Below are 24,140 nucleotides of genomic sequence, written 5' to 3'. Positions count from 1 at the left end.
ACAGTTCAGGTTTATTGTATTCTAATTCTGAATTGACCATCGTGTTTGAGTCGGGCATAACTTATATAAGGTTGCCCTTCTTTTACTACGTGTTTAAAATAGCGTTTGACAGGCTCTGGTAATCCAACCAGCTGTCTATAGCTGAACGTCTTATTGGAAATATTTTTTGAATGAGAAAAGAGTTCTTTTACTTCGTTGTTGAATTGAATAGACAGCGTTATTTTACCAATGATGGGCGCCATCAGGAAGATTCCTATTATTGTTAAACCTATTCTGACGCGTTTTTTAGTTGCCATCTCATAAAATCCTATAAATCAGGATACAAATGATAACGATAAAAAGAGTGGTATAAATCAATTTGTTATACTTCGCCAGCCAATTTGGAAGAAAAATGTCAAAGTTGTCTTTGGGCGAATCGGAGTATTTATGGGCCATGATCGTAAGCGGACACATCATTCTAAAATAAAGCAGTACCAGCCCTTCCATCAAAATGAGGCCAATGCCAATCCATACGAATATGTCAATTTTATTGGCAACGACTGCGTAAAATAGGTAAACAAGTACCACATTGAAAAAGAGCCAAATGAGGGTATGCGCAATTTTTATGACAGTTAATTTTGACATTTTGACTTATTTTTCTTTGTAAATTCCTATCTGTAGTAAACGAATACGGCTACAGGTGCATCGTTCCCATTCATAAATGTAAAAATGCGAACTTCCACTTCCAAAAGCAGTATACAACTACAGAAATGATTTCTATCATTCTCACATTTCCGTTACTGAAAGTGTAGCATATTTCGACTTCCCTTTTATCTTTGGGGAAATTGAAGTAATAAAAAAACAAAATGCTCCTCATTGATGCTCATCTGGACATGGCGATGAACGCCGTAGAATGCAACCGTGACTACACGTGCTCTGTATATGAACTCCGCGAGCGCGAAGTGGAAAAGAACCTGACCGACAAACGCGACCGCGGAAAAGGGACGGTTTCGTTGCCCGAATTGCGGCGCGGCAACGTGGGTTTGGTGGTGGCTACGCAGTTAGCACGTGTCACCGAGCGCGGAAGTGCATTTGACGGATGGTATTCTCCTGCGCAGGCTTGGGCCATGACGCAGGCGCAGGTAGCATGGTACCAGGCAATGGTTGATTTAGGGGGAATGGTGCAAATCACCAATTTAGCCGAACTCAACAAACACATTGCTCTTTGGGAAGATACATCAATTTTGAACGAAACGAAGCCCGTTGGCTTTATTCTTTCCCTCGAAGGAGCCGATTCCTTAGTGAATCTTTCCTATCTTGAAAAAGCATACGCTTATGGTTTACGAGCTCTGGGACCTGCGTGGTACGGCCCGGGTCGTTATGCTTCGGGTACGGGTACCGCCGACGGACTCACATTGGCAGGGCGGGATTTGCTCCGCGAAATGGACGCGTTGGGGATGATTATGGATGCTACCCACCTGACTGACAAAGGGTTTAGCGAAGCACTGGAATTGTTTAAAGGTCCGATTTGGGCGAGTCACCACAATTGCCGTACGTTGGTGCCGCATCAACGTCAACTTTCTGACGAGCAAATCTTGCGTTTGGTGGAACGCGGAGCGGTGATAGGCGGCGCACTGGATGCCTGGATGCTGGCACCCGGATTTTTGCAACGGCAATCAGACCCCAAGGAGTTTGGGGTGACTATGGAAAAATTGGTGGACCATTGGGATCATATTTGTCAATTGACGGGCAATAGCCTTCATGTAGCCTTTGGGACTGATTTGGACGGAATGTTTGGCCGCGAACAATCGCCTTATGATTTGGATACCATCTCAGATTTGCAGTTGTATCAGGGTCTATTGCGTAAACGAGGCTACTCAGAAACTGATATTCAGAATATCTTCCATAAAAATTGGTTAAGGCACTTAAATGCAGCTTGGGCAAGTGGTGCTTTATAGGTATTCTTTTAAAATAAAAAAATATATACGGCTTAGATATGTACAATTTTTAAGTGTATAAATGACATATTAAAAAAAATTAATAAACAGACCTTATTGTTAACAATTATTTAAAATTTACGTATAAATTGCGAATGGTAAGTTAACTAACCCCAATCTATTTTATGCGTAAAGTTTTACTGTTCAGTCTATTATCGGTTTTTATCGGTATTGGAAAATTGATGGCGCAGGACAGAATTCTGTCAGGTACTGTCAAAGACGAAAACGGGCAACTGTTGCCTGGCGTCAATGTCCTTCTCAAAGGCACCAATCGAGGAATCACTTCCGACGGTGATGGTGCTTTTAAACTTTCGGTTCCCGGTTCGGGAACTTTGATGTTTTCTTCGGTGGGTTATGCCCTGTTTGTGATTGCCGGCGTACGTCTATGAACGGTTATCGAAACCGCCCCAAAAAACGTTAGAATCAGAAATTGCATTTGTTTCTTGAATGTTGCATATTTGAAACAGGTTTTGAAAGCTTAACAGGTTCTTGCTTTTCAAAACCATTTCACAATGGAGGAACCTACAAAAAAAACAAAACTACTATGCAAAAAAACAAACTTTTATGGCTCATAGCCATTTTACTTTTCATGGTAAATGGCCTACGAGCACAAACGCGTGTCATAACAGGGAAGGTGACTTCTTCCGCCAATGAAGTCCAACCTGGCGCTTCGGTGATTGTCAAGGGCACAAACAAAGGAACGGTCACCAATGCTGACGGTACCTATAGTTTAAGCGTACCAAATGGCGATGTGATGGTGGCAGTATCGATTATTGGCTTTAATACCCTGGAAAAATTAGTGGGAGCTAATGTTTCGACCATGAACTTTTCGCTTACTGAAAATGCAAGTACCTTAAACGAAGTAGTCGTTACGGCACTTGGTATTTCTCGTGAAAAGAAAACGCTGGTGTATGCAACCCAAACTGTAAAACCCACTGAATTGGTAGAAGCAAGAGACCCAAACAACGTGATTAACTCGCTCTCGGGTAAAATTGCCAATGCCGTAATTACCCAAGGTTCGGGTGGTCCTGGCTCTGGAGCAAGAATTGTATTGAGAGGTAATCGCTCGATTCAAGGCTCAAACAATGCCTTGATTGTAGTGGATGGTGTGCCGTTGAGCAATGGTACAAACGGAACAGCAGGTAGCGACTTTGGGTTCGTGCAAGGTTCTGACGGTGCTTCGAGTATCAACCCTGACGATATTGAGTCAGTTACGGTATTGAGAGGTGCATCGGCAGCGGCATTGTATGGAAGCCAAGCGGGTAATGGCGTTTTGGTTATTACGACCAAAAAAGGTAAGGCAGATAAAATTGCTGTAAATATCAATTCAGGTTTTAGTACTGAAAACGTCTGGGCATTACCTCGCTTCCAAAATACCTATGGGCAAGGCAACGGTGGTACATTGACTACGACATCGGGCGAAAGCTGGGGTGCAAAAATGACAGGACAATCTATCACTAATTATTTAGGACAACCAGGGACTTATTCGGCACAACCTAATAATGTACGGGATTTTTTCAGAAATGGTTCGAGCTTAAATAATGCGATTAGTGTAACGGGTGGTACAGATAAAATGCAAACATACTTGTCTTATACCAATAACCGCATTAGTGGGATTATTAACAAAAATGATTTATTCAGAAATACAATAAACCTTCGTATTACTAACCAAATCTCGAAGCGTTTTTCGACGGATGCTAAAATCACGTATGTTAATCAACGAATAAATAGCCGCCCACGGTCGGGTGAAGAAAACGCCCCAGTATCTAATATTTATAATGTGGCGAGAAACATGACGACTGCCGATTTGATGCAATATGAAAAAACAAACAATGTCGGTATCCCGGAAGCTACAACTTTTCCATCTACGCTAAGTTCGATTTACCAAAACCCCTATTGGATGATAAATAACTACGTCAATAACGAAGCGAGAGATAGAGTGATTGGGTTTTTAACAGCTAAATACAAACTTACTGATTGGTTGACTCTTTCAGGAAAAGCTAACCTTGATAAAACTACTGACAACGGCGAAACTTCGATTAATCAAGGAACAATCTTGTATTCGAGGTCAGGTGGTGATTATTCAAGAAGCACGATAAATGTAACCGAAAAATGGTTTGACTTGATGCTTGATGGTAATAACAAAATCACTAATAATTTAAGCATCAATTATCGTGTAGGTGGAATTTTCCAAGATAGCCAATACGATGGTAATTTTCAATCAGCAGGTGGTTTGAATGTAACCAATAAATTCAGCTTGAATTTTGCACAAAACCCATCAGTATCATCAGGCTTTACCCGAGTACAAACACAGTCTGTATTTGCACAAGCCAACTTGTCTTTGAAAGAATCAGTATTTTTGGATTTGAGCTTGCGTAACGACTGGGATTCAAGACTTCCAAGTCCTCACTCATTCATTTATCCTTCTGTGGGTGTTTCAGCCATTCTTTCTGACTTATTGGAAGTCCCAGAAAGCATCTCCTTCTTAAAAGCAAGCGTAAACTATGCCGAAGTAGGTAATGGTGGTAGATTTGGTTTGTTGAAATCTGTCTATAATTATGGTCAAGGCGCAGGAAATGGATTTTTACAAATCAGTTCAACACTTCCTTTTCCTGACTTAAAGCCTGAAATTGTTAGAAACTTAGAATTCGGAATCGAAGCGAAGTTTTTGCAGAATAGATTAGGTGTCACAGCTACTTACTATAAGAGCAATTCATTCAACCAATTGTTGAGTGTGAGTTTACCAGTTGCCACTGGGTTTAGCAGCAAATACATCAATGCTGGAAACATCCAAAACTCAGGTATTGAATTGGTACTAACAGGTACACCTTTGCCTCAAGATTCGCCTTTGAAATGGGATATTACTTTCAATGCCGCTATGAACCGTAACAAAGTTGTTGCATTGAGCGATGAAGTAAAAATATTCTATCTCGGTGGTGGATTCGGTCGCTCGGCAACGCCAGTAGTTGAAGAAGGTAAAGCTTATGGCGATTTATGGGCTTTCAAATGGGATAAAAATGCTTCTGGGCAGAATATCGTTGATGCCAACGGTAAGCCTAAATTAACACAAGAGCAAAGTTATATCGGTAATTTCAACCCAAAAGCAACACTCGGCTTGACCAACTCGTTTAATTATAAAGATTTTTCTCTACGTTTATTAGTTGATGGTCGTGTGGGTGGCATTGTTGTTTCAGGAACTGAAATGAACTTGGCTTTTAGTGGTATTACTGAAGCAACAGAGGCAAATCGCGAAGGCGGCTGGAATCTGGGTGGTGTAAATGATAAAGGGGAAGCTAACTCAAAATCCATCAAAGCACAGGATTTCTGGCAAATCGCTTCCGGTAAAAGATACGGCGCAGGTGAGTTTTTTGCTTATGATGCTACTAATTTTAGAGTACGAGAACTTTCAATCGGATACAATCTCCCTGTAAAAAGCATTAAAGCTATAAAAGCAGCCAAATTGATGCTCGTTGCCCGTAACTTATTATGGTTATACAGAGGCAGTTCAATATTGGAGATTCCGGGTTTAGAAAAACGTAAAATGTGGTTTGACCCTGATATGAGTTTGGGTAATGGCAACTTCCAAGGCGTTGAATATGGTACAATGCCCGCAACTCGTACTTTGGGTGTAAATTTGCAAGTAACGTTCTAAGGTTTAATTTTTAAATTAAAAATTTACAAAATGAAGATAGATAGCTTTTTAAAATCCTTGTCTGTTCTCAGTTTTTTTGTACTTATATTCAGCTCTTGTACAGACAAATTTGACGAAATCAATACAGACAGAAACTCAGTCGCTACCGTAGGTTCGGCCGAATTACCCTTCCTTTTTGCCAAAGCAGAAGCCTCAGCAGTACCAAACATCTGGAATTATCAGGTAGCACAAAACCTTTTTGCAGACCAGTATTCTCAATATTTTGCATGTACGGCTACTTATTTCCCATCTGACCGATTGAATATTCGTATGGACTGGGTAGGGGCAGCTTTTAATCCGATTTATACCGAAATGGTGCCTCAGTTGCAGTCAATCAAGGCGGCTGCTCCTGCGGGTTCTGCCGAAGCAGCAATTGCAGACGTGGTTTGGGTACTTGGTTTTCACAGAGTTACGGATTACTGGGGGCCAATTCCTTATTTCAATGCTGGAAAAGCAGGTAGTTCGGTGGCGTACGACGCTCAAGACAAAATTTACGATGATTTCTTTAAGAAATTGGCGGCAGCATCTGATATTTTGAAATCGAAATCAAGCGAAAAACCTTATGGAAGTTTCGACCTCATTTATGGTGGAGATGCAAAAAAATGGTTAAAATTTGCTAATAGTCTGAGATTACGTTTAGCTTTGAGAATTTCAAAAGTTGACCCAGCAAGAGCAAAATCAGAAGCAGAAGCAGCAGTTGCGGCTGGTGTATTTACTGATAGCCCAAGCGATGATGCCCTTATTCAGAAAAGTACCAAAGGTGCAGATAATAATGGACTTTCGATTATGTCTGATTGGAACGAATTCCGCATGAGTGCTTCAATGGAGTCGGTTTTAAAAGGTTACAAAGACCCACGTATGTCGGTTTATTGGTTGCCAAACAATGCTACGAAATCAAATCCTAATGGTACAGGAAAATACGATGGCTTGCGTAATGGACTTACTTCTACTCAATTGACAGAAGCAATAAATTTACCAACTGCCAATGCTAAGGTTGGTCCCAGATGGTCTTCGCCAGATTTTGGTGGAAATGCCAATTACTTAGAAACACCTCAAAACATCATGTCAGTAGCAGAAGCCTACTTCTTACGTGCTGAAGGTGCATTATTAGGTTGGAACATGAACGGAACTGCCAAAAGTTTGTATGAACAAGGTATTACCCAATCAATGAAGCAATGGGGAATCACAGATGCTGCTGCAATTACTGCCTATATCAATAGTTCGGATGTACCTGTAGCTCCTGAAGATTTCTTGAAATCTCCGGCTGTTTCTAAAGCTCCAATCAAGTGGGCAAGTGATATAGCCACACAAAGAGAGCAGATTGCAATTCAGAAATGGTTGGCTATCTTCCCTGATGGAACAGAGGCATGGGCAGATTATCGTCGTAGTCGTAGCTTTATTTTGTATCCTGTGGCAAATTCTGAAAACCCGGATATTTCAGACCCAACCAAGCAATGGATAAGAAGAATTCCATTCTTGTTATCAGAAAAACAAAACAATAAAGCGGCTGTTGATGCAGCAGTTCCGTTGTTAGGTTCTGGTGGCGATAAAGTAACAACACCTCTTTGGTGGGATAAGAATTAGATTTTGTACTAAGATTTTTTTAGATTCCACCGAATATCGTTATTTGGTGGAATCTTTTTATCATTCATACCCAAAACCATGCGAAAACTCCTATTCGCCCTTTTTACACTGTTTTTTTTGAATTCGTGTAAAAACAATAATGCCCTTTTTACTGAATTGTCCGATTCTGAAACAGGTATCAATTTCAGAAATACGCTGTTTGAAGATGGTCCTTTAAATGTTGCCAATTACATCTATTTCTACAATGGCGGAGGCGTTGCTGTTGGCGACATCAACAACGATGGTCTGCAAGACATTCTTTTTACCGGAAATATGGTCAGGAATAGGCTTTTTTTGAATAAAGGGAATTTTCAATTTGAAGACATTACAAAAAAAGCAGGCGTTGATCAAATGCAGGGCTGGTGTACTGGAGCAACGATGAGCGATGTAAACAACGATGGAAAATTAGATATTTATATTTGTCGAAGTGCCGATATTAACCCCGACCGACGTAAAAACCTTCTTTTTGTCAATAATGGCGACCTAAGTTTTACCGAAAAAGCCGATGAATACGGTTTAGCCGACAATGGTTATTCGACAATGGCATCTTTTTTAGATTATGACAAAGACGGCGATTTAGACTGCTTCATTATCAATCATTCTATTCAAAAATATACTGCAGGCGTTCAAGATAACCCTGAGTTAAGAAAAGAACGCAACCCCGATTATGCCAGTAAACTTTATCGCAATGACAATAATCACTTTACTAATGTATCAGACCAAGAAGGCATTTTTTCAAATGTGTTGACTTTTGGTTTGGGAGTTACGGTCTCAGATTTCAACAACGATGGATGGTCAGATATTTCGGTTTCCAATGACTTCAACGAACCCGATTATTTCTTTGAAAACAATGGTAAGGTTTCAGGGGCATCCCCACGATTTACAGAAAAACTTATCCAAAAAATGGATAATATTTCCCTCTACTCGATGGGAACCGATGCTGCTGATTATGACAACGATGGAAATGTTGATTTACTGACCCTCGACATGATGCCAGAAGACAATAAAACCATCAAAATGCACAGCGGACCTGAGAATTTTGATAAGTTTCAGTTTCTGTTTAGGCAAGGATTTTATTATCAATTTAGCCGAAATATGCTTCAACGCAACAATGGCGATGGTACTTTCAGCGAAGTGGGGCAACTGGCTGGCGTATCAAATACCGATTGGAGTTGGGCGGGCTTATTCAGCGATTTTGATAAAGATGGATTCAAAGACCTTTTCATCACCAATGGCTACGTGAAAGATTATACTGAAATGGATTTTTTGAAGTATTCGGTGGATAGAGTTATTAAATCAATGGCAAAAGACTCAGCAAATGTGGACCCGATTCCTGAATATCTACGAAAAATGCCTAAAAATGAAACGCAAAATTATGCTTTCAAAAACAAAGGAGATGGTACTTTTCAAAAAATGTCAAATGAGTGGGGATTTACTACAAAAGGGGTTTCTGCCGGGGCTGCTTATGCCGATTTGGACAATGATGGCGACCTCGATTTAATCGTAAATAACACCAATGCATTGGCGAGTATCTATAAAAACAATGCCGAAAAATTAAGTAAAAACAATTATTTATCCGTCAAATTGGATGGTGGTGCTACCAACCGTTTTGGCATCGGTGCAAAGGTGAAACTGTACTCCAAAGGACAGCTTATGTACCAAGAACAATCGCCTGTAAGGGGCTTTCAATCATCAAATGACCCTGTTTTAAATTTTGGCGTTGGCGAAAATACCACGATTGATTCGTTGATAGTCATTTGGATGAATGATTCATATCAAAAGCTTACTTCCGTAAAAACCAATCAACTTTTAGAATTAAAAATAGCGGATGCCAAAAACAAATGGGTCTATCCAAATCAGAAACTAAATCCAATTTTCACGCAAAGCAATCTGACAAATGTGAGTCATAAAGAAAATGGATTCAATGATTTTACGGTACAATCGCTTTTGCCAAATTATTTCAGCCGACAAGGACCATCCATTGAGGTAGCAGACATCAATAATGATGGCTTGGATGACTTTTTTATGGGAGGAGCAAAAGGCGAAGTTTCGCAACTATTCACACAAAATAAAAACAATACTTTCAGTAAAATAAATACGCCGGTTTTTGCACAAAATGCCAGTAGTGAGGACATTGCAAGCACTTTTTTTGATGCAGATAACGACGGCGACAAAGACCTTTATGTTGTCGCAGGAGGCTATGAATTTGAAGCAAACGACCCATTGCTCCAAGATAGATTGTACATCAATGAAGGAAAAGGGAACGGTTCGTCGCCACGATTTAGTAAAAGTGAAAATGCTCTACCCAAACTATTAGCAAGCAAGGGGTGCGTAAAAGCGGCTGATATTGATTCGGACGGCGATTTAGACCTTTTTGTAGGTGGTAGAATCGTACCACGAAGGTATCCTGTTGCTCCAAATTCTTATATTTTAATCAATGACGGGAAGGGGAACTTTGCTGATAATACCCAAAAAACCTGTGCAGCATTGAGCCAAATTGGTATGATAACCGATGCCATTTGGATGGATTTAAACAATGACAAACAACAAGACTTGGTTGTAGTAGGCGAGTGGATGCCCATTAAAGTTTTTATCAATTCAAAAGGAAAATTGACTGATAAATCTGAGGAATACATCCATTTTGCAAGTACTGGATGGTGGAATAAAATCAATGCCACCGACATGGATGGCGATGGGGATTTGGATTTAATTATTGGGAATTGTGGGTTAAACACACAATTTAAAGTCAATGATAAAGAACCGATGACTGTCCATTACAAAGATTTTACTGATAATGGTTCGATTGTGCCTGTCCTGAGTTATTACATTGATGGAGTATCGTATCCGATGGCCTCTCGTGATGATTTGGCCGACCCAATGCCATTTATCAAGAAAAAATTCAATGATTATAAATCGTATTCAACCGCTACGATTACCGATGTTTTTAGCCCTGAAGAATTGAAAGATGCTAAGATCCTAAAAGCCGAAACCATGCAAACCGTCTATCTCGAAAATCAAGGTAGCAAAGGATTTAAAGCCCATACACTACCAATGGAAGCACAATATGCCCCTGTAACCGGCATCATAGCCGATGATTTTGACAATGATGGTAAAAAAGATTTGCTCTTGGCCGGTGGCAATACATGGACACGCATCAAATTTGGGCGCTACCTCGCCAATCACGGTGTATTGCTTTTGGGTGATGGAAAAAACAATTTTCAATATGCCCCACAATCTAAATCAGGATTGAATCTAAAAGGCAATATTAGAAGTTTGCAAACTATCAATTCGGGCAAAACTAAACGGATAATTGTTGGGGTAAATGATGGCGAGGCTTTGATTTTGGGTAGGAAGTAAATATGAACAGCCAACTCCGACAAAGCAAATACACCACACTTTGGTGGGATAAGAATTAATTTTGTAATAGGTAATATGTGATTAAACAAAAAACGGGCGATTTCCGCCCGTTTTTTGTAAATTGAAGCCTCAACTTCGAAGATATATGTCACGTTTCTATTTACTACTTTGGTTTCTAATGGTTGGCTTTGAAATCAATAGCTATGCCCAAAACGCAATTGTCAGAGAAACTACCCAAACCCTCAAAACGTACCCTTTTTCTGACCCGGACCCGGTACCCAAACCAGGACGGATTTACCCGTACTTTCGTTTCGATGGCTATACCGATAAACCGGTGATGAAAGAATGGAAGTTTATTGAACTCGAAAACGACTATATCAAAGTATATATCACGCCCGAAATAGGTGGGAAAATCTGGGGAGCGTACGAGAAATCAACCAATCATCCGTTTATCTATTTCAATCATACCGTCAAATTTCGCGACGTAGCCATGCGCGGTGCCTGGACGTCGGGAGGGATTGAAATCAATTTTGGCGACATTGGTCATGCTCCCACGGTTTCAACGCCCGTTGATTACTATACCCGAACCAATGCCGACGGAAGCGTCAGTTGCTTTTTGGGCGCGTGGGACTGGTCAGCGCGTACGCGTTGGATGGTGGAAGTAAATCTGCCAAAGGACAAAGCCTATTTTACCACCAAATCGCACTGGTACAACGCAACTCCCTTTGAAACAAGTTATTACCATTGGATGAATGCGGGTTTTAAAGCTGCAGGAAACTTAGAGTTTGTATTTCCGGGTACAAATTACATCGGCCACGACGGCGAAGTAGGCTCTTGGCCGAAAGATTCATTGGGCAGAAACCTGAATTTTTACAATCAGAACAACTTCGGTTCCTACAAATCGTACCACGTTTTGGGAAAGAAAACCGATTTCTTCGGCGGTTTTTGGCACGATGATAATATGGGTTTTGTCCGTTATTCGCCGTATCATGAAAAACTGGGCAAGAAAGTATGGGTGTGGGGGCTCTCGCGTCAGGGCATGATCTGGGAAAAACTCCTGACTGACGACGATGGGCAATACGTAGAATTGCAATCGGGGCGATTGTTCAATCAGGCCGCCGAAGGCAGTATGTACAGCCCGTTCAAGCACGTATCGTTTATGCCTTACACGCACGACAGTTGGACTGAATATTGGTATCCCGTCAAAAATACCCGTGGCTTAACGCACGCCACGCCGCAGGGAGCCATCAATTTACGGGTGCAGGACGGTTGGCTTAAACTGGACTACTGCGCCGTTTCGTTTGTACAGGATACCTTAACGATTGGTTTTGATTCGAAGCCCCTTATGACTAAAAAGCTGGATTTGAAACCGTTGGAAGTCGTTCGTGATTCTGTTCGTTGGACAGGAGATACCGAAAAACTGGCGATTCGTTTGGGAAATGAAATTATGGCAGATGGGGAATCTTTGGTTACTGAACGTCCTTTGAAAAATCCGAAGTCGTTTGATTGGGATTCTGAATATGGATTATTCCTAAAAGCTAAGGATTTTATGAACCAACGAAAGTACGCGGAGGCCGATACCGTTCTTCAAAAGCTGCTAAAGAAAAGCCCGAGCTATACGCCCGCCTTGACGTTGTTTGCGGAGTTGTCTTATTTGATGGGCGTTGAAGATGCTTCGCAATTGTTGACGGATTTCTCGTTGGCGTATAATACGTACGATGCCAAAGCCAATTTTATAGCAGGTATTGCAAATGAGCATTATGACCGATTGGCAGTCGCTAAAGACCGATTGGCAACTGCTTCACTTGACCCTATTTATCGTTCGGCGGCTTTGTATCATTTGGCCAAAATTGCCGTGAAAGAAAGGAATTATTCGCAGTCGTTAGTATTGGTAGAACAATCGCTGGAAAGTCAAAACGAAAACTGGAATGCCAAGCAGTTGGAAATCATTGTTTTGCGAAACCTCAACTTAAATGCGCGTGCTTTATTGAAAGCGAAAGAAGTTTTATTTAAAGACCCACTGAATCATTTTGCGCGTTTTGAAATAGCTCAAATAACCAAAAATGACGTTGATAGACAGGAGTTCATGGGGATGATTCGGGGTGAATTATCTGTAGAAACCTATCTTGAAATTGCCATAAATTATGTGGATTTAGGGTTGTATGGTAGGGCACTTGAAGTATTAAAAGAAGCTCCAAAAAACCCTATTATCAGCTTGTGGAACTCTTATTTATACAATAAAATCAACTTAAAAAACGAGTCAGAAATATCTTTAAATGAAGTAATTTCTATGTCTTGTGAAGGGGTTTTTCCCTTTCGGAATGAAACCGCGTTTGTTTTAAAATGGGCTATCAAGCAAAAACAACATTGGAAATTACTTTACTACCATCATTTGACTACTGCTTCTTACCGTTCAGAAAAGCAGGGTACGGTTGACTTTGGATTAATGGATACCCAAATGCCGCAACCTGATTTTGTGCCTTATTACTTATACAAAGCAGATGTGTTTAAAAGAGACAAAATTACTGCTAAAGCGAGCCTCGAACGTGCTTATGAGTTAGAACCCCACAACTGGCGAGTCGTAAAAGCCCTGTCAGATTTTTACGCCGCCAACGGACAGTTAAAAAAAGCCTTGGAGGTGAATACTAACTTTGACAAAGTTCAAAATTTTGTCAAAGTTGAAAAACCCGACCATGAAGTATATATTTTGGGACAACAGCGGGCGTACGTATTGCTCAAATTGGGTCGTTACAAAGAGTGCATTGATTGGATGAAATCGCTTACTATTTTGCCTAATGAAGGAGCTTCGGGCGCTCATGCGCTGTTTAGAGAAGCCAATATTCGCTATGCTGCCGAATTGACCAAAAACAGGAAATACAAAGAAGCCCAACCTTACTTGGACCAAGCTGAAACCTGGCCCGAAAATCTGGGTTCAGGGGCTCCTTATGACCCCGACAATCATTTGACCGCCTTTTTAAAAAAATACATTACCCGAAAAATGAAAAATCATAAAGTGGACATGGCCGATGTATTGAAACTCAGCAAAGAATTACCAAAATCTGACTTTGAATTACTGAAATCGCTGCCCGTAGAGCTGGGTACTAACTAACCTGATTGTTAATGGATTACTTTTGTAGATAATGGTTTGCAGACAATAAATTTATATGATAGTGTGGAAGTGCTTCGTATTTAAGATTTAACTCCGGCACCCTTTTCGTCGTCGGAGAAATAGAGGTTTCAATACCTGACACAGGCAAAATCGGGCTTGAAAGTAGAGGCAGAAGTGCGTTCTGTACAGTCAGTGGGAGGGTATTTATTGTTTGGAATCAATAACCAACCCACGCAAATGGACAAGTTGCCTTAAACGGGCAAATTTTAGGATTTTTGCCTAAAATATAGTATCTTTACGCGTTAAAAAATTAAAATAATTTCAGAAATAAGTACGCTATTCGTTCCCAAATTCAAAATATGGCAACAGAAACCATTGAAATTCCCGAGCAAATTGACAGAAGTAATTATTCAGCCGAAAACATCCAAGTTCTTGAAGGTTTAGAAGCAGTAAGAAAGCGTCCCGCCATGTACATCGGTGACATTGGCGTTAAAGGCCTTCACCACTTAATTTGGGAGGTTGTTGATAACTCTATTGATGAAGCATTGGCAGGTCATTGTGATCTTATTCAAGTGGTCATTAATACGGATAATTCTGTTACGGTAAAAGACAACGGGCGCGGTATCCCGACGGGAATACACTCCAAGGAAAAAAAGTCAGCCCTCGAAGTTGTTATGACTGTTTTGCACGCAGGGGGAAAATTTGATAAAGATACTTATAAAGTTTCGGGAGGTTTGCACGGCGTAGGGGTATCCTGCGTAAATGCACTCTCTAAATACCTGCGCGTTGAAGTACACCGCGAAGGCCAAATATTTGAACAGGAATACAACATCGGAAAACCATTGTATCCCGTTCGGTCTATCGGTACTGCCGACGATACGGGTACCTTTGTTCACTTCCTGCCCGATGACAGCATTTTCATCGTTTCCGAATACAAATACGAAACCGTAGCCAATCGGATCAGAGAGCTATCGTTCCTGAACAGAGGGATTCGCCTGACGCTTACTGATATGCGTGATTTGGACGAAAACGGGGAACCACGCTTTGAAGAATTCCTTTCGCAGGGAGGTTTGACGGAGTTTGTAACGTATTTGGACAGCACTCGCGATCACCTGATTCCGACGCCTATTTACATGGAAAATGACAAAGGCCCTGTGCCGGTTGAAGTGGCGATGATTTATAATACATCGTACTCAGAAAACGTCGTTTCGTACGTAAACAATATCAATACTGTAGAAGGTGGAACGCACGTATCCGGTTTTCGGATGGCGCTCACACGTACGTTGAAAAGCTACGCAGAGAAAACAGGAATTTTGGCCAAAGAAAAAATCGAAATCAGCGGTGATGACTTTCGTGAAGGTCTTACGGCGGTCATTTCGGTGAAAGTGCAGGAGCCTCAGTTTGAAGGACAAACCAAAACCAAACTCGGTAACTCCGATGTAGCGGGAGCGGTAAGTCAGGTGGTAAGCGAAATGCTTGACAACTTTCTTCAGGAAAATCCCAGAGAAGCGCGTACCATCGTTGATAAAGTCATTTTGGCGGCGAAAGCCCGTATTGCGGCCCGCAAAGCCCGCGAAATGGTACAACGTAAAACCGTGTTGGGAGGAGGAGGATTACCGGGTAAATTGGCCGACTGTTCTGAAACCGATCCATCACTGTGTGAGTTATACTTAGTGGAAGGGGACTCCGCAGGTGGTTCCGCCAAACAAGGCCGTAATCGTGCTTTTCAGGCAATTTTGCCGCTTAGAGGTAAGATTTTGAATGTAGAGAAAGCGCAGGAATACAGAATCTACGAAAACGACGAAATCAAGAATATGATTACTGCGTTGGGAGTGCATTTTGGTCGCGAAGGTGACGAAAGAGCCCTCAACATGGAAAAACTGCGTTACCATAAAATCATCATCATGACCGATGCTGACGTGGACGGTAGCCACATTCGTACGTTGATTTTGACGTTTTTCTTCCGTTATATGAAAGACCTGATTGACAACGGTTATATCTATATTGCACAACCGCCGTTGTATTTGGTCAAAAAAGGAAAAGAAGAACGCTATTGCTGGACGGAAGCACAACGTGAATTAGCCGTGCGTGAAATTGGTGGCGGGAAAGAAGACAGCGTCTATACTCAGCGTTACAAAGGTTTGGGGGAAATGAACCCTGAGCAGTTGTGGGAAACAACCATGAACCCGGAGCATCGCAGTTTGAAGCAAGTGGGAATTGAATCGGCTGCCGAATCAGACCACTTATTCTCTATGCTCATGGGTGACGAAGTAGCCCCGCGTCGTGAGTTTATTGAGCGCAATGCTAAGTATGCCCGCGTGGACGTATAAAAAGCAAAGCCATGTCAATTATTAAATTACCATTGCATTACGAAGGGTCACAGGGAGAAAAAGTGCTTTATACACTTTTTGATTCAGGAGCAACATTTTCTTGTATTAGCCCTGATGCTGCTGAAGATTTAGCTATATTGGAAAAACTATTCAGACCATTGGATGTAGCAACTGCGGCGGTTGGGCATTATCTTAGAATTGAAGAGCGTATTTCCGTTGATTTTTATATCAATGATGTACGGTTATCTGATGAATTTTATGTAGTGCCGGGACTCTCAGAAGATGCCATTCTTGGAGTAAATACATTTCAGAAATGGCGAATTAAATTAGATTTTGAGCATGATACCGTCATCGTTGATCCCAAAGTGGCGAAGGCAATGTTGAAATAACTTTTGTTAAGAAAACGTTAATTAAAGCCATTCGTCCCCCTGACGAGTGGCTTTTTGTCGTTATAATCCTATTTTTGAAAAAATAATTAAACTATGCCCAATTCCGATAGTCGTAAAACTAATATAGCCTCTTTGTTCTCTTTCGTTCGAGACCGCCGGGAAACCAAGGAAGGAAAACCTGCCGAAGAAGAAGATCGCTTTGCCCGCTCAGTGGAGAGGGTTAGCCAAACCATTGAGCAAAGTAATTTTATCAGTCGTGACCTAAGCTGGTTGCAATTTGATTTTCGCGTCTTAGACCAAGCCCGAAGCACTCGTCGAACGTTGTTTGAACGTATGAAGTTTTTGGCGATTTCGGACTCTAACTTAGACGAGTTTTTCACGATTCGGGTAGGCAGTTTGTACAATTACTTAGACTACGGAAAAGAACGGGTAGATTATTCGGGATTGAGGGAAGTGCCTTTCAAAAAAGCCCTGATGTCTGCTATTCATAAGTTTACCCAAGAACAGGATGATGTTTTTGCTAATGAACTGGTGCCTCTTTTTGAGGAGCATAATCTGAAAATAGGCCGTTGGGATGATTTGGAAGAGGAAGAAAGAAAGGAAGTGGGGAAGTATTTCGACCGTACCATCTATCCGATGCTGACACCCATGCTATTTGACTACACGCACACTTTTCCCGTTTTGTTAGCCAAAACGCTGATTTTTGCGGTAGTGACAAATACCAACGAAGACAGCAAAGTAGAAGAAGAAAATCGCAAAATATCCTTTGTTCAGATACCTGCTAACTTACGACGTTTTTATACTATTGAGCGTAAAGACGGCGTCCTTCTTTTCATTCCGATAGAAGAAATCATTCGCCACGAACTGAGAAAACTGTATCGAAATGTCGAGATACTCGATATGCACTTGTTCAGAATTGTGCGAAACGGAGATTTTTCTATTGAGGAAAACGACGACGTAGAAACGGACTTTTTGGACGAGATAAAACAAAAATTGAAGACACGGCGTCTCGGTCGGGTGGTTCGGATGGAGATTGAGCCCGGTGTGTCGGAATGGTTACTTAACTTGCTCAAAAAGCGCTGGGAAATAGACGATTACAATGTGTTTACCTGTGCTCACTTGCTTGATTTTACCTGCTTATGGCAAATCATCAAACACCCTGAATTTGCTCAACTGGCTCCCCCACCTCCGGCCCCTGTACCTCCATTGGGTTTAAGTAATCTCCAAATTACAGAGAATATCTTTGAAACTATCAAAGAAGGGGATGTCATGCTTCACCATCCTTATAATAACTTTGAACCCGTACTGCAGCTGTTGGAAGATGCTGCCGAAGACCCGAATGTGTTGGCTATCAAGCTGACTATCTATCGATTGGCTAAAAAATCGCGTATTACGGCGGCGCTCTTGAAAGCGGCCGAAAACGGAAAACACATATCGGTACTTTTTGAAGTAAAAGCGCGTTTTGATGAAGAAAATAACATCCGCGAAGCACAGCGACTTCAGAAAGCGGGTTGTTTTGTGATTTACGGAATCAGCCGTTTCAAGACCCATACGAAATTGCTTCAAATCGTTCGTGCTGAGGAGAATGGCGTGGTGAGTTATTCCCATTTGGCCAGCGGAAATTATAACGAAGAAACAGCCAAATTGTACACTGACATCGGTTTGTTGACGTGTGATGAGGTGTATAACCGCGACATTACGGAGTTTTTCAACGTAATTACCGGCCATTCACTCCCAAATCAATACCAATATTTATTGACTGCTCCGCGCGATATGCGCAAGCAGATTATCAAACTGATTCAGCAGGAAGCGACCAATGCCAAGGAAGGATTGCCGAGCGGTATTTGCATTAAAATCAACTCTTTGGAAGACAAAAGTACCATTGAGGAATTGTATAAAGCCTCGCAGGTAGGGGTATTGATTCGTCTGATTGTGAGAGGAATTTGCTGCCTTCGTCCAGGTCGTCCCGGATTGAGTGAAAACATTACTGTGCGTTCTATTGTAGGTGATTTTTTAGAACATACGCGTATTTTTTATTTTCACAACAACGGAAATTCGAAAGTGTATGGCGGTAGCGCCGACGTCATGGTTCGCTCCTTTGACCGTCGGATTGAGTCTATGTTTGCTTTTGTGAATCCTCGCGTGAAGCAACAGGCCATTCATATTTTGGACTATAACCTTCGTGACAACGTCAACTCCTATGAGTTGTTGGAAGATGGCAATTATATAAAATGTGCCATACCAGAAGAGGGCGAAACCTTCAATATTCATGAGCGTTTCTTTGAGGTAACCTTGGAAGAGGTGATGAAAACGCAACTCTTTTTTCAACCAAGACCACAGGAAGAGCCTTCTGCGGAATCCCCCCTTACCGAAATAGAATCCGAGGCCTAATCGCAATGAGGAATTATTTTAAAGTACTGATTTTTATACCCGTTCTTTTGTACGTTACTGAAAAAAGTTGGGCGCAATCCAATAAACGTAAAGCCTTGTTTGTCATTGTAGATGGAATAGCTTCAGACGTCATTGAGAAGCTTGATTTGCCTAATTTGAAGGCTATTGCCAAAGAAGGTGGTTATACCCGTGCGTATGTGGGCGGTAAAAAAAATACGTATTCGCAAACACCTACCATCTCGGCAGTAGGATACAATAGTCTCTTAACGGGGACATGGGTGAATAAGCACAATGTATGGGACAACAGCATCGAAGACCCAAATTATCACTATTGGACTATTTTCCGCTTTTTTGAAGAGCAATATCCGCAGAAAAAGACCGCTGTTTTTTCAACGTGGCTCGACAATCGTACAAAATTGATTGGGGATGGATTGCCGCAGACCGATCGCCTGAAAGTAGACTATTTTTTCGACGGTTTTGAGTTAGATACCTTACAGTTTCCGCACGATAAGGAAGCCAATTACATTCATCAAATTGATGAAAAAGTAGTGGATGAGGCGTCCCAATACATTCAAAATGAAAGCCCCGACCTGTCGTGGGTCTATTTGGAATATACTGATGATATGGGACATAAATACGGGGATAGTGAGCAGTTTACCAAAGCTGTTCAACTAATGGATAATCAAATGGGACATTTGTGGAAGGCGATTCAATACCGTCAGAAAAATTTCGGAGAAGAGTGGCAACTGTTTATCACTACCGACCACGGGAGAGATACTGCAAGCGGAAAAAATCACGGGGGGCAATCCGACCGTGAGCGCAATACGTGGATGGTGACCAATGCTAAAGCGTTGAATAGTTACTTTTTGGGAAAAACAGGTATTGAAGCTATTCCGGGGGTGGTGGATATAATGCCAACCATTGCGCAACATCTACAAATCTCTATTCCCAAAGAGCAGGCGTTTGAAATAGACGGTACGCGTTTGACGGGCAAATTGTCACTCATTAATTCCAACGTTAAAAAGGAAGTAAACAGCATTGAATTGACTTGGAAAGCGCTGGAAAAAGAAGGAATGGTAAAGATTTGGTTATCAACGACAAACAACTTTGAGCAGGGCGGTGCAGACCGTTATCTGCTGATGGATGAAGTGGCGGTCAGTAATGAAAAAGTAGTTATTGATATTTCAAAAATTCCCTCAAAACTCTACAAGATTGTGTTGGAAGCAAAGTACAATTCGCAAAATAAATGGATAGTGGAATAAAGCGATAGTTCCAACCTTTCAGCGAATTCAGGCGTCATGTAGTTAGTGAGACAATAGTTAGATGTTTCACCAAACTGAGAATACTAATTATGACGCTAATGAAAAATTTGTTTTTGATTGGTTTGGTAGCATTGATTGAAGTGCAATGCAAATCAACTTCGCAAGATGCCCTGCTGAGTCCTCAGGGATGCGCTTCTGAAAAACCCACACTGATTGGACCATGGGCAATGACCGAGTTTCGATACTACGGTGGATGCTGTCCGGTGATTGTAGACTCAACTTGGAAAAAAGCGACTGACAATTCGTATTTCGTAGAATTTACTTCGGATGGCAAGTTGAAAGTGACTGACAATACACCCGGAGTCAGTAATGGATTGATAGCAGCTACACCTGCTCACTTAGTAACTGACTATACTTTTGACGGAAAAGAAATTACGTTGAACGAGCAGATTTTAGGCGGAAGTTTGGCTTATAAAAAAGTGGGAGTATCCAAGTTGACCACTACTGAATTGGTACTCACGATACTTGTTGGAAAAGAAGGGGAGACCAACGCCTGTAAATTTATACGAAGTTGTCAGTAAATGGAAGGTCAGCCACATTTTTGCGGCTGATCTTCCATTTTATTACTCAAAAAACGGCACGCCTTTTGGCGCGTACTTGCGCATTCCTTCTTCGTTGATCTCAACACCGATACCGGGTTTTTCAGAAAGTGGAATATAGCCGTCTTTCACCATTGGCCCGTCAAAGGTTACTATTTCTTTGAACATAGGGTCTTCGTGGAAATAAATTTGCCACTCCAAAATTAAAAAGTTAGGTACGGAGGCGCATACGTGGGCCGAGGCCATCGCGCCCAAATACGAGGCAACCATGTGGGGAGCAAAGGGTACGTAATAGAGGTTTGCCAAGTTGGCAATGCGTTGACCTTCACCGAGTCCACCTGCTTTTTGAAGGTCAGGCATAATGATGTCCACGGCGCCAAGTTCCAATAATTTTCTGAATCCGTGTGCCAAATAGTGATTTTCTCCCGCACAAATGGGCGTTTGAGTAGAATCGCGGACGATTTTATAGGCTTCCGGGTTTTCGGCAGGAAAAGGTTCTTCCAAAAACAGCAATTTTAACGGCTCCATCATCTTGGCAACCCGTTTGCCCGTCGTTGTGTCGTAGCGCCCGTGCATATCTACGCAAATATCAATCTTGGGTCCAACGGCTTCGCGCACAGCAGCGATTTGATTGTACATTCGCTCCAACTCCATGTTGTTGGCCGTCCAGTTATACACATCGTATTTGTTGGGGTCATTGCGCTCATCAATATCGTATTTCACGGCATTGAAACCCATTTTTACGGCTGCTTTAGCGCTTTGGGCAAAGGCAGCAGGTCCTGTTTCTGTCGTGCGATAAGCTCCGGTATCGCAGTAAACCCGAATTTTGTCCCGAAATTTTCCGCCCAATAATTGATAAACCGGCAATCCGAGGGCTTTTCCTACCAAATCCCAAAGCGCCGATTCAACGGCCGACAAAACGGCAATGTACATTCCTGCCTGAGCTCCTTCAAAGAAACCGGCGCGTCGAACGTCTTCAAAAAGTCGGTGAACATTCAGCGGGCTTTTACCTTTAATACGTTCCCCCATCATCTTGACCAGATGGTAGGTGCCGGGCGTAGCATCCACTCCTTCTCCACACCCATGAATCCCCTGATTGGTATGGACTTTCACAAATAGACTGTGGCCACCCCGAGTAAACCCACATTTTATATCCGTTATTTTTAAATCAGAAGGAGCCGAAGATAGGGGAGCGCGCTCAACGGCCGTTTCGAGCCCTTGCCCAAAACTGCTGAAAGTGGAAAGCCCAAGGGCGGTAGAAATGGCACTTTTAGTCAAAAAATCGCGGCGGGAAGTCATTTTGAGTGTAAAGGTTAAAGTGGAAAGGGTAGAGAGAAGTTGTAAATAATATCACCAAGTCCGTTTTTTCAGGTATTCCTGAATTTGCTCTTTCGGTACGGGAAGTTCGTTGATGTGGGCGTTGAGCCACTGCGAAAAATCCTTTTCTATATCGTCCGACCAACGATTGTCAATTTGTCCAGCAGTGTATTTCTGTTGGCGTAATCGTTCATGGCCAAACATATCACGCAAACGCACAATTTCAGAAGTAGTAACCACTTTTTCTGCCAAATGCGGCGGAATAAAGGTAACGGCACCGTCTCGTCCCAAAACTACGTCGCCGGGCATAACCATGACTTTTCCAATGCGTGTGGGATGATTGATTCCCACTAAGGTGGTGTTTAACTCTCCATCGGGGTTGTTGAGGTGGTGCGAAGGATGGTAAGTACGGAAAAACGAAGTAAAACCACCGATTTCTTTCAAACCTGCAATGTCTCTAACAGCTCCTTCATAGACAATTCCATTGCCTGATTTGGCATAAATGGAATTCCCCAAGTTATCGCCAATCGTTGGACCATTTTCGTGAGCACCAAACTGATCTACTACATACACATCGCCTTTCACCAGCAAATCAATCGGCCACGAGTTTTGCGACTTAATACGTCCGTCTTTTTCGTGCCCTTTTTTATCAATGACGCGGTGAACATCGGGCCGACCCGGCATGAACGTAGCGGTTAAAGCTCGGCCTACCAACACGCTGTCAGGATTGATGCATTGCCAGCCTTCGGCATATTGGAACTTGTAATTTTCGCCTTTCATGACGGCCCATGCTTCTTCGTGGGTGACGAGTCTCATGCGTTTTAGGAGCGCATCCGACACTTTGGGTCGTCCGTCAGCAAAGCGTTCGCCTTTCCATTCGGGAGTGAGAAACAGGAGTTCTTCTTTGGAAATTTGTTGGGCAACAAGAGAGATGCTCAGGCTTAAACAAGCCCAAAATACACTCAGTGAGCGTATATGTTTCATAGAATCGAAGGGTTTATACTTAAAAGGAGAATTTAAGTATAAAAGAGAAATGGACGAGAAAGCTACTTTGGAAAAGTAATATGTATAGATAGAATAGTAATAAAAAGAGATTACTTGCTTAATTGCTGACCAATAAGTTGAGCGGCGGTGCGCACGCCGATGGTAAAACCGAAAAAGGGACCGAAGTCTTGGCCTGCCATAAAACTTGTGAAAAACAAGCCGGGGATATTACTTTGAAAATGGGAGTCTAAAGTTGGAAAACTGTTTGAACACTGAAGAGCAGACAGCAAATTGGGATTCAAAAACGGCACTCGATTCGTTTCCACTTTGTAACCAGTCGCTGTTATGATGTGATCTACTTCCAGTATTTCACCGTTGCTTAACTCAATTTTTACTGAATCAGCAGGGGTTATTTCTGCTTTGACTACTTGGGTATGCGGATGAAGATAGACATTGGGATGGTGGACACTCTCGTCGAGCCACGGTTCTACTTTTAAACGGCCTTCAGCCCAGAGTTTATAGAGGTATTTTTCCTTGTCTTCACTGCTTAATTCACGAAACCAAGTAGGATGTTGACCAATGTTGTTTACGACATCCATTACCCAATTCCAGTGGGCAACTGCAAATTGGGGTGTATCATGTCGATAACTTACATGAACTTCTGAGGCTCCTTTTTCGTGAAGGAGGGCTGTCCATTCAAACGCACTTTGGCGTCCTCCAATTATCAAAACCCACTTCTGAGCAAATTCCTCTAAATGAACAGTTTGGCAGGTGTGAGAAAATTTGCCCTTGGGTAAAATGACTGATAATTCATTGGGTGTGAAGGCGAAATACTGAAAACCTATCGCTACGACCACATTTTGGGCTTTTATGGTACTGCCGTCGTCTAATTTTGCCGTAAATCCCTGAGCCGTTTGTTGTAAATCCACCACATAAGCAGAATGTATCGAAGGTTGAGTTTGCTTCAGGAACCAACGGACATACTCCAAATAAAAATTTTGGCGGTGTATCAAATGTAATGCTGCCTCTCCAAGTTGAATTGCCAAAAGCACCAACCAATCGCCAAGTTGTGCCACTTGTCCAATTTGGAAAAGGATAGCGACTTTCTGACC

Annotated in this window: 16 protein-coding genes; 11 read left to right on the top strand and 5 right to left on the bottom strand. The window is 42.0% G+C overall.

All coding sequences use genetic code 11. The features are described 5' to 3' along the window. Window positions 1-11: 11 nt before the first annotated feature. The gene (locus tag Q0081_RS24650; RefSeq protein WP_298360037.1) at window positions 12-296 is read right to left on the bottom strand and encodes a DUF6544 family protein; all 285 of its coding nucleotides are present in this window, start codon (window positions 294-296) and stop codon (window positions 12-14) included. A gap of 1 nt (window position 297) precedes the next feature. Next, window positions 298-624 carry a hypothetical protein gene (locus Q0081_RS24645; RefSeq protein WP_298360035.1) on the bottom strand — a complete coding sequence of 109 codons (327 nt, stop codon included), beginning with the start codon at window positions 622-624 and terminating at the stop codon, window positions 298-300. A 221-nt stretch (window positions 625-845) separates the two neighbouring features. On the opposite strand from Q0081_RS24645, the gene Q0081_RS24640 reads away from it, so the two are divergent. The 11 genes from Q0081_RS24640 (at window position 846) to Q0081_RS24590 (ending at window position 20,709) form a co-directional block, all read left to right on the top strand. Continuing rightward, window positions 846-1,937, top strand: coding sequence for a dipeptidase (locus Q0081_RS24640; protein ID WP_298360033.1), 1,092 nt, complete (start codon window positions 846-848; stop codon window positions 1,935-1,937). 164 nt (window positions 1,938-2,101) lie between these two features. Beyond that, entirely contained in the window at window positions 2,102-2,365 is a 264-nt protein-coding gene (locus tag Q0081_RS24635; RefSeq protein WP_298360031.1) for a carboxypeptidase-like regulatory domain-containing protein, read from the top strand. 155 nt (window positions 2,366-2,520) lie between these two features. Further along, window positions 2,521-5,628 carry a SusC/RagA family TonB-linked outer membrane protein gene (locus tag Q0081_RS24630; RefSeq protein WP_298360029.1) on the top strand — a complete coding sequence of 1,036 codons (3,108 nt, stop codon included), beginning with the start codon at window positions 2,521-2,523 and terminating at the stop codon, window positions 5,626-5,628. A 30-nt stretch (window positions 5,629-5,658) separates the two neighbouring features. Continuing rightward, window positions 5,659-7,251, top strand: coding sequence for a SusD/RagB family nutrient-binding outer membrane lipoprotein (locus tag Q0081_RS24625; protein WP_298360027.1), 1,593 nt, complete (start codon window positions 5,659-5,661; stop codon window positions 7,249-7,251). A 78-nt stretch (window positions 7,252-7,329) separates the two neighbouring features. Beyond that, entirely contained in the window at window positions 7,330-10,647 is a 3,318-nt protein-coding gene (locus Q0081_RS24620) for a VCBS repeat-containing protein (protein WP_298360025.1), read from the top strand. Window positions 10,648-10,792: 145 nt separating this feature from the next. Then, window positions 10,793-13,756 carry a DUF5107 domain-containing protein gene (locus Q0081_RS24615; RefSeq protein ID WP_298360023.1) on the top strand — a complete coding sequence of 988 codons (2,964 nt, stop codon included), beginning with the start codon at window positions 10,793-10,795 and terminating at the stop codon, window positions 13,754-13,756. Window positions 13,757-14,115: 359 nt separating this feature from the next. Next, window positions 14,116-16,086: a DNA topoisomerase (ATP-hydrolyzing) subunit B gene (gene gyrB, locus Q0081_RS24610; RefSeq protein ID WP_298360020.1), complete on the top strand. Its 1,971-nt coding sequence runs from the start codon at window positions 14,116-14,118 to the stop codon at window positions 16,084-16,086. Between the two features lie 11 nt (window positions 16,087-16,097). Beyond that, a complete protein-coding gene (locus Q0081_RS24605; RefSeq protein WP_298360018.1) occupies window positions 16,098-16,475 on the top strand; it encodes a retropepsin-like aspartic protease in 378 nt (125 codons plus the stop codon). A gap of 93 nt (window positions 16,476-16,568) precedes the next feature. Beyond that, window positions 16,569-18,866: a polyphosphate kinase 1 gene (gene ppk1 / locus Q0081_RS24600; RefSeq protein WP_298360016.1), complete on the top strand. Its 2,298-nt coding sequence runs from the start codon at window positions 16,569-16,571 to the stop codon at window positions 18,864-18,866. 5 nt (window positions 18,867-18,871) lie between these two features. Continuing rightward, window positions 18,872-20,128 carry an alkaline phosphatase family protein gene (locus Q0081_RS24595; protein ID WP_298360014.1) on the top strand — a complete coding sequence of 419 codons (1,257 nt, stop codon included), beginning with the start codon at window positions 18,872-18,874 and terminating at the stop codon, window positions 20,126-20,128. A gap of 98 nt (window positions 20,129-20,226) precedes the next feature. Next, the gene (locus tag Q0081_RS24590; RefSeq protein ID WP_298360012.1) at window positions 20,227-20,709 is read left to right on the top strand and encodes a hypothetical protein; all 483 of its coding nucleotides are present in this window, start codon (window positions 20,227-20,229) and stop codon (window positions 20,707-20,709) included. A 42-nt stretch (window positions 20,710-20,751) separates the two neighbouring features. Here Q0081_RS24590 and Q0081_RS24585 read toward each other — a convergent pair whose 3' ends face one another. The 3 genes from Q0081_RS24585 to Q0081_RS24575 all read right to left on the bottom strand — a co-directional run. Continuing rightward, entirely contained in the window at window positions 20,752-22,026 is a 1,275-nt protein-coding gene (locus tag Q0081_RS24585) for a mandelate racemase/muconate lactonizing enzyme family protein (protein WP_298360010.1), read from the bottom strand. Window positions 22,027-22,077: 51 nt separating this feature from the next. Then, on the bottom strand, window positions 22,078-23,028 hold the full coding sequence (locus Q0081_RS24580) for an RraA family protein (RefSeq protein ID WP_298360008.1): 951 nt from the start codon (window positions 23,026-23,028) through the stop codon (window positions 22,078-22,080). 110 nt (window positions 23,029-23,138) lie between these two features. Beyond that, window positions 23,139-24,140: NAD(P)-binding domain-containing protein (locus Q0081_RS24575; protein WP_298360006.1), on the bottom strand; the 1,002-nt coding region annotated here is incomplete at its 5' end.

Origin of the sequence: Runella sp. (genome assembly GCF_027484545.1) — a bacterium.
GTDB lineage: Bacteria > Bacteroidota > Bacteroidia > Cytophagales > Spirosomataceae > Runella.
Note: the sequence above shows the minus strand (reverse complement) of the source record. Positions and strands in the feature narration are given on the sequence as shown.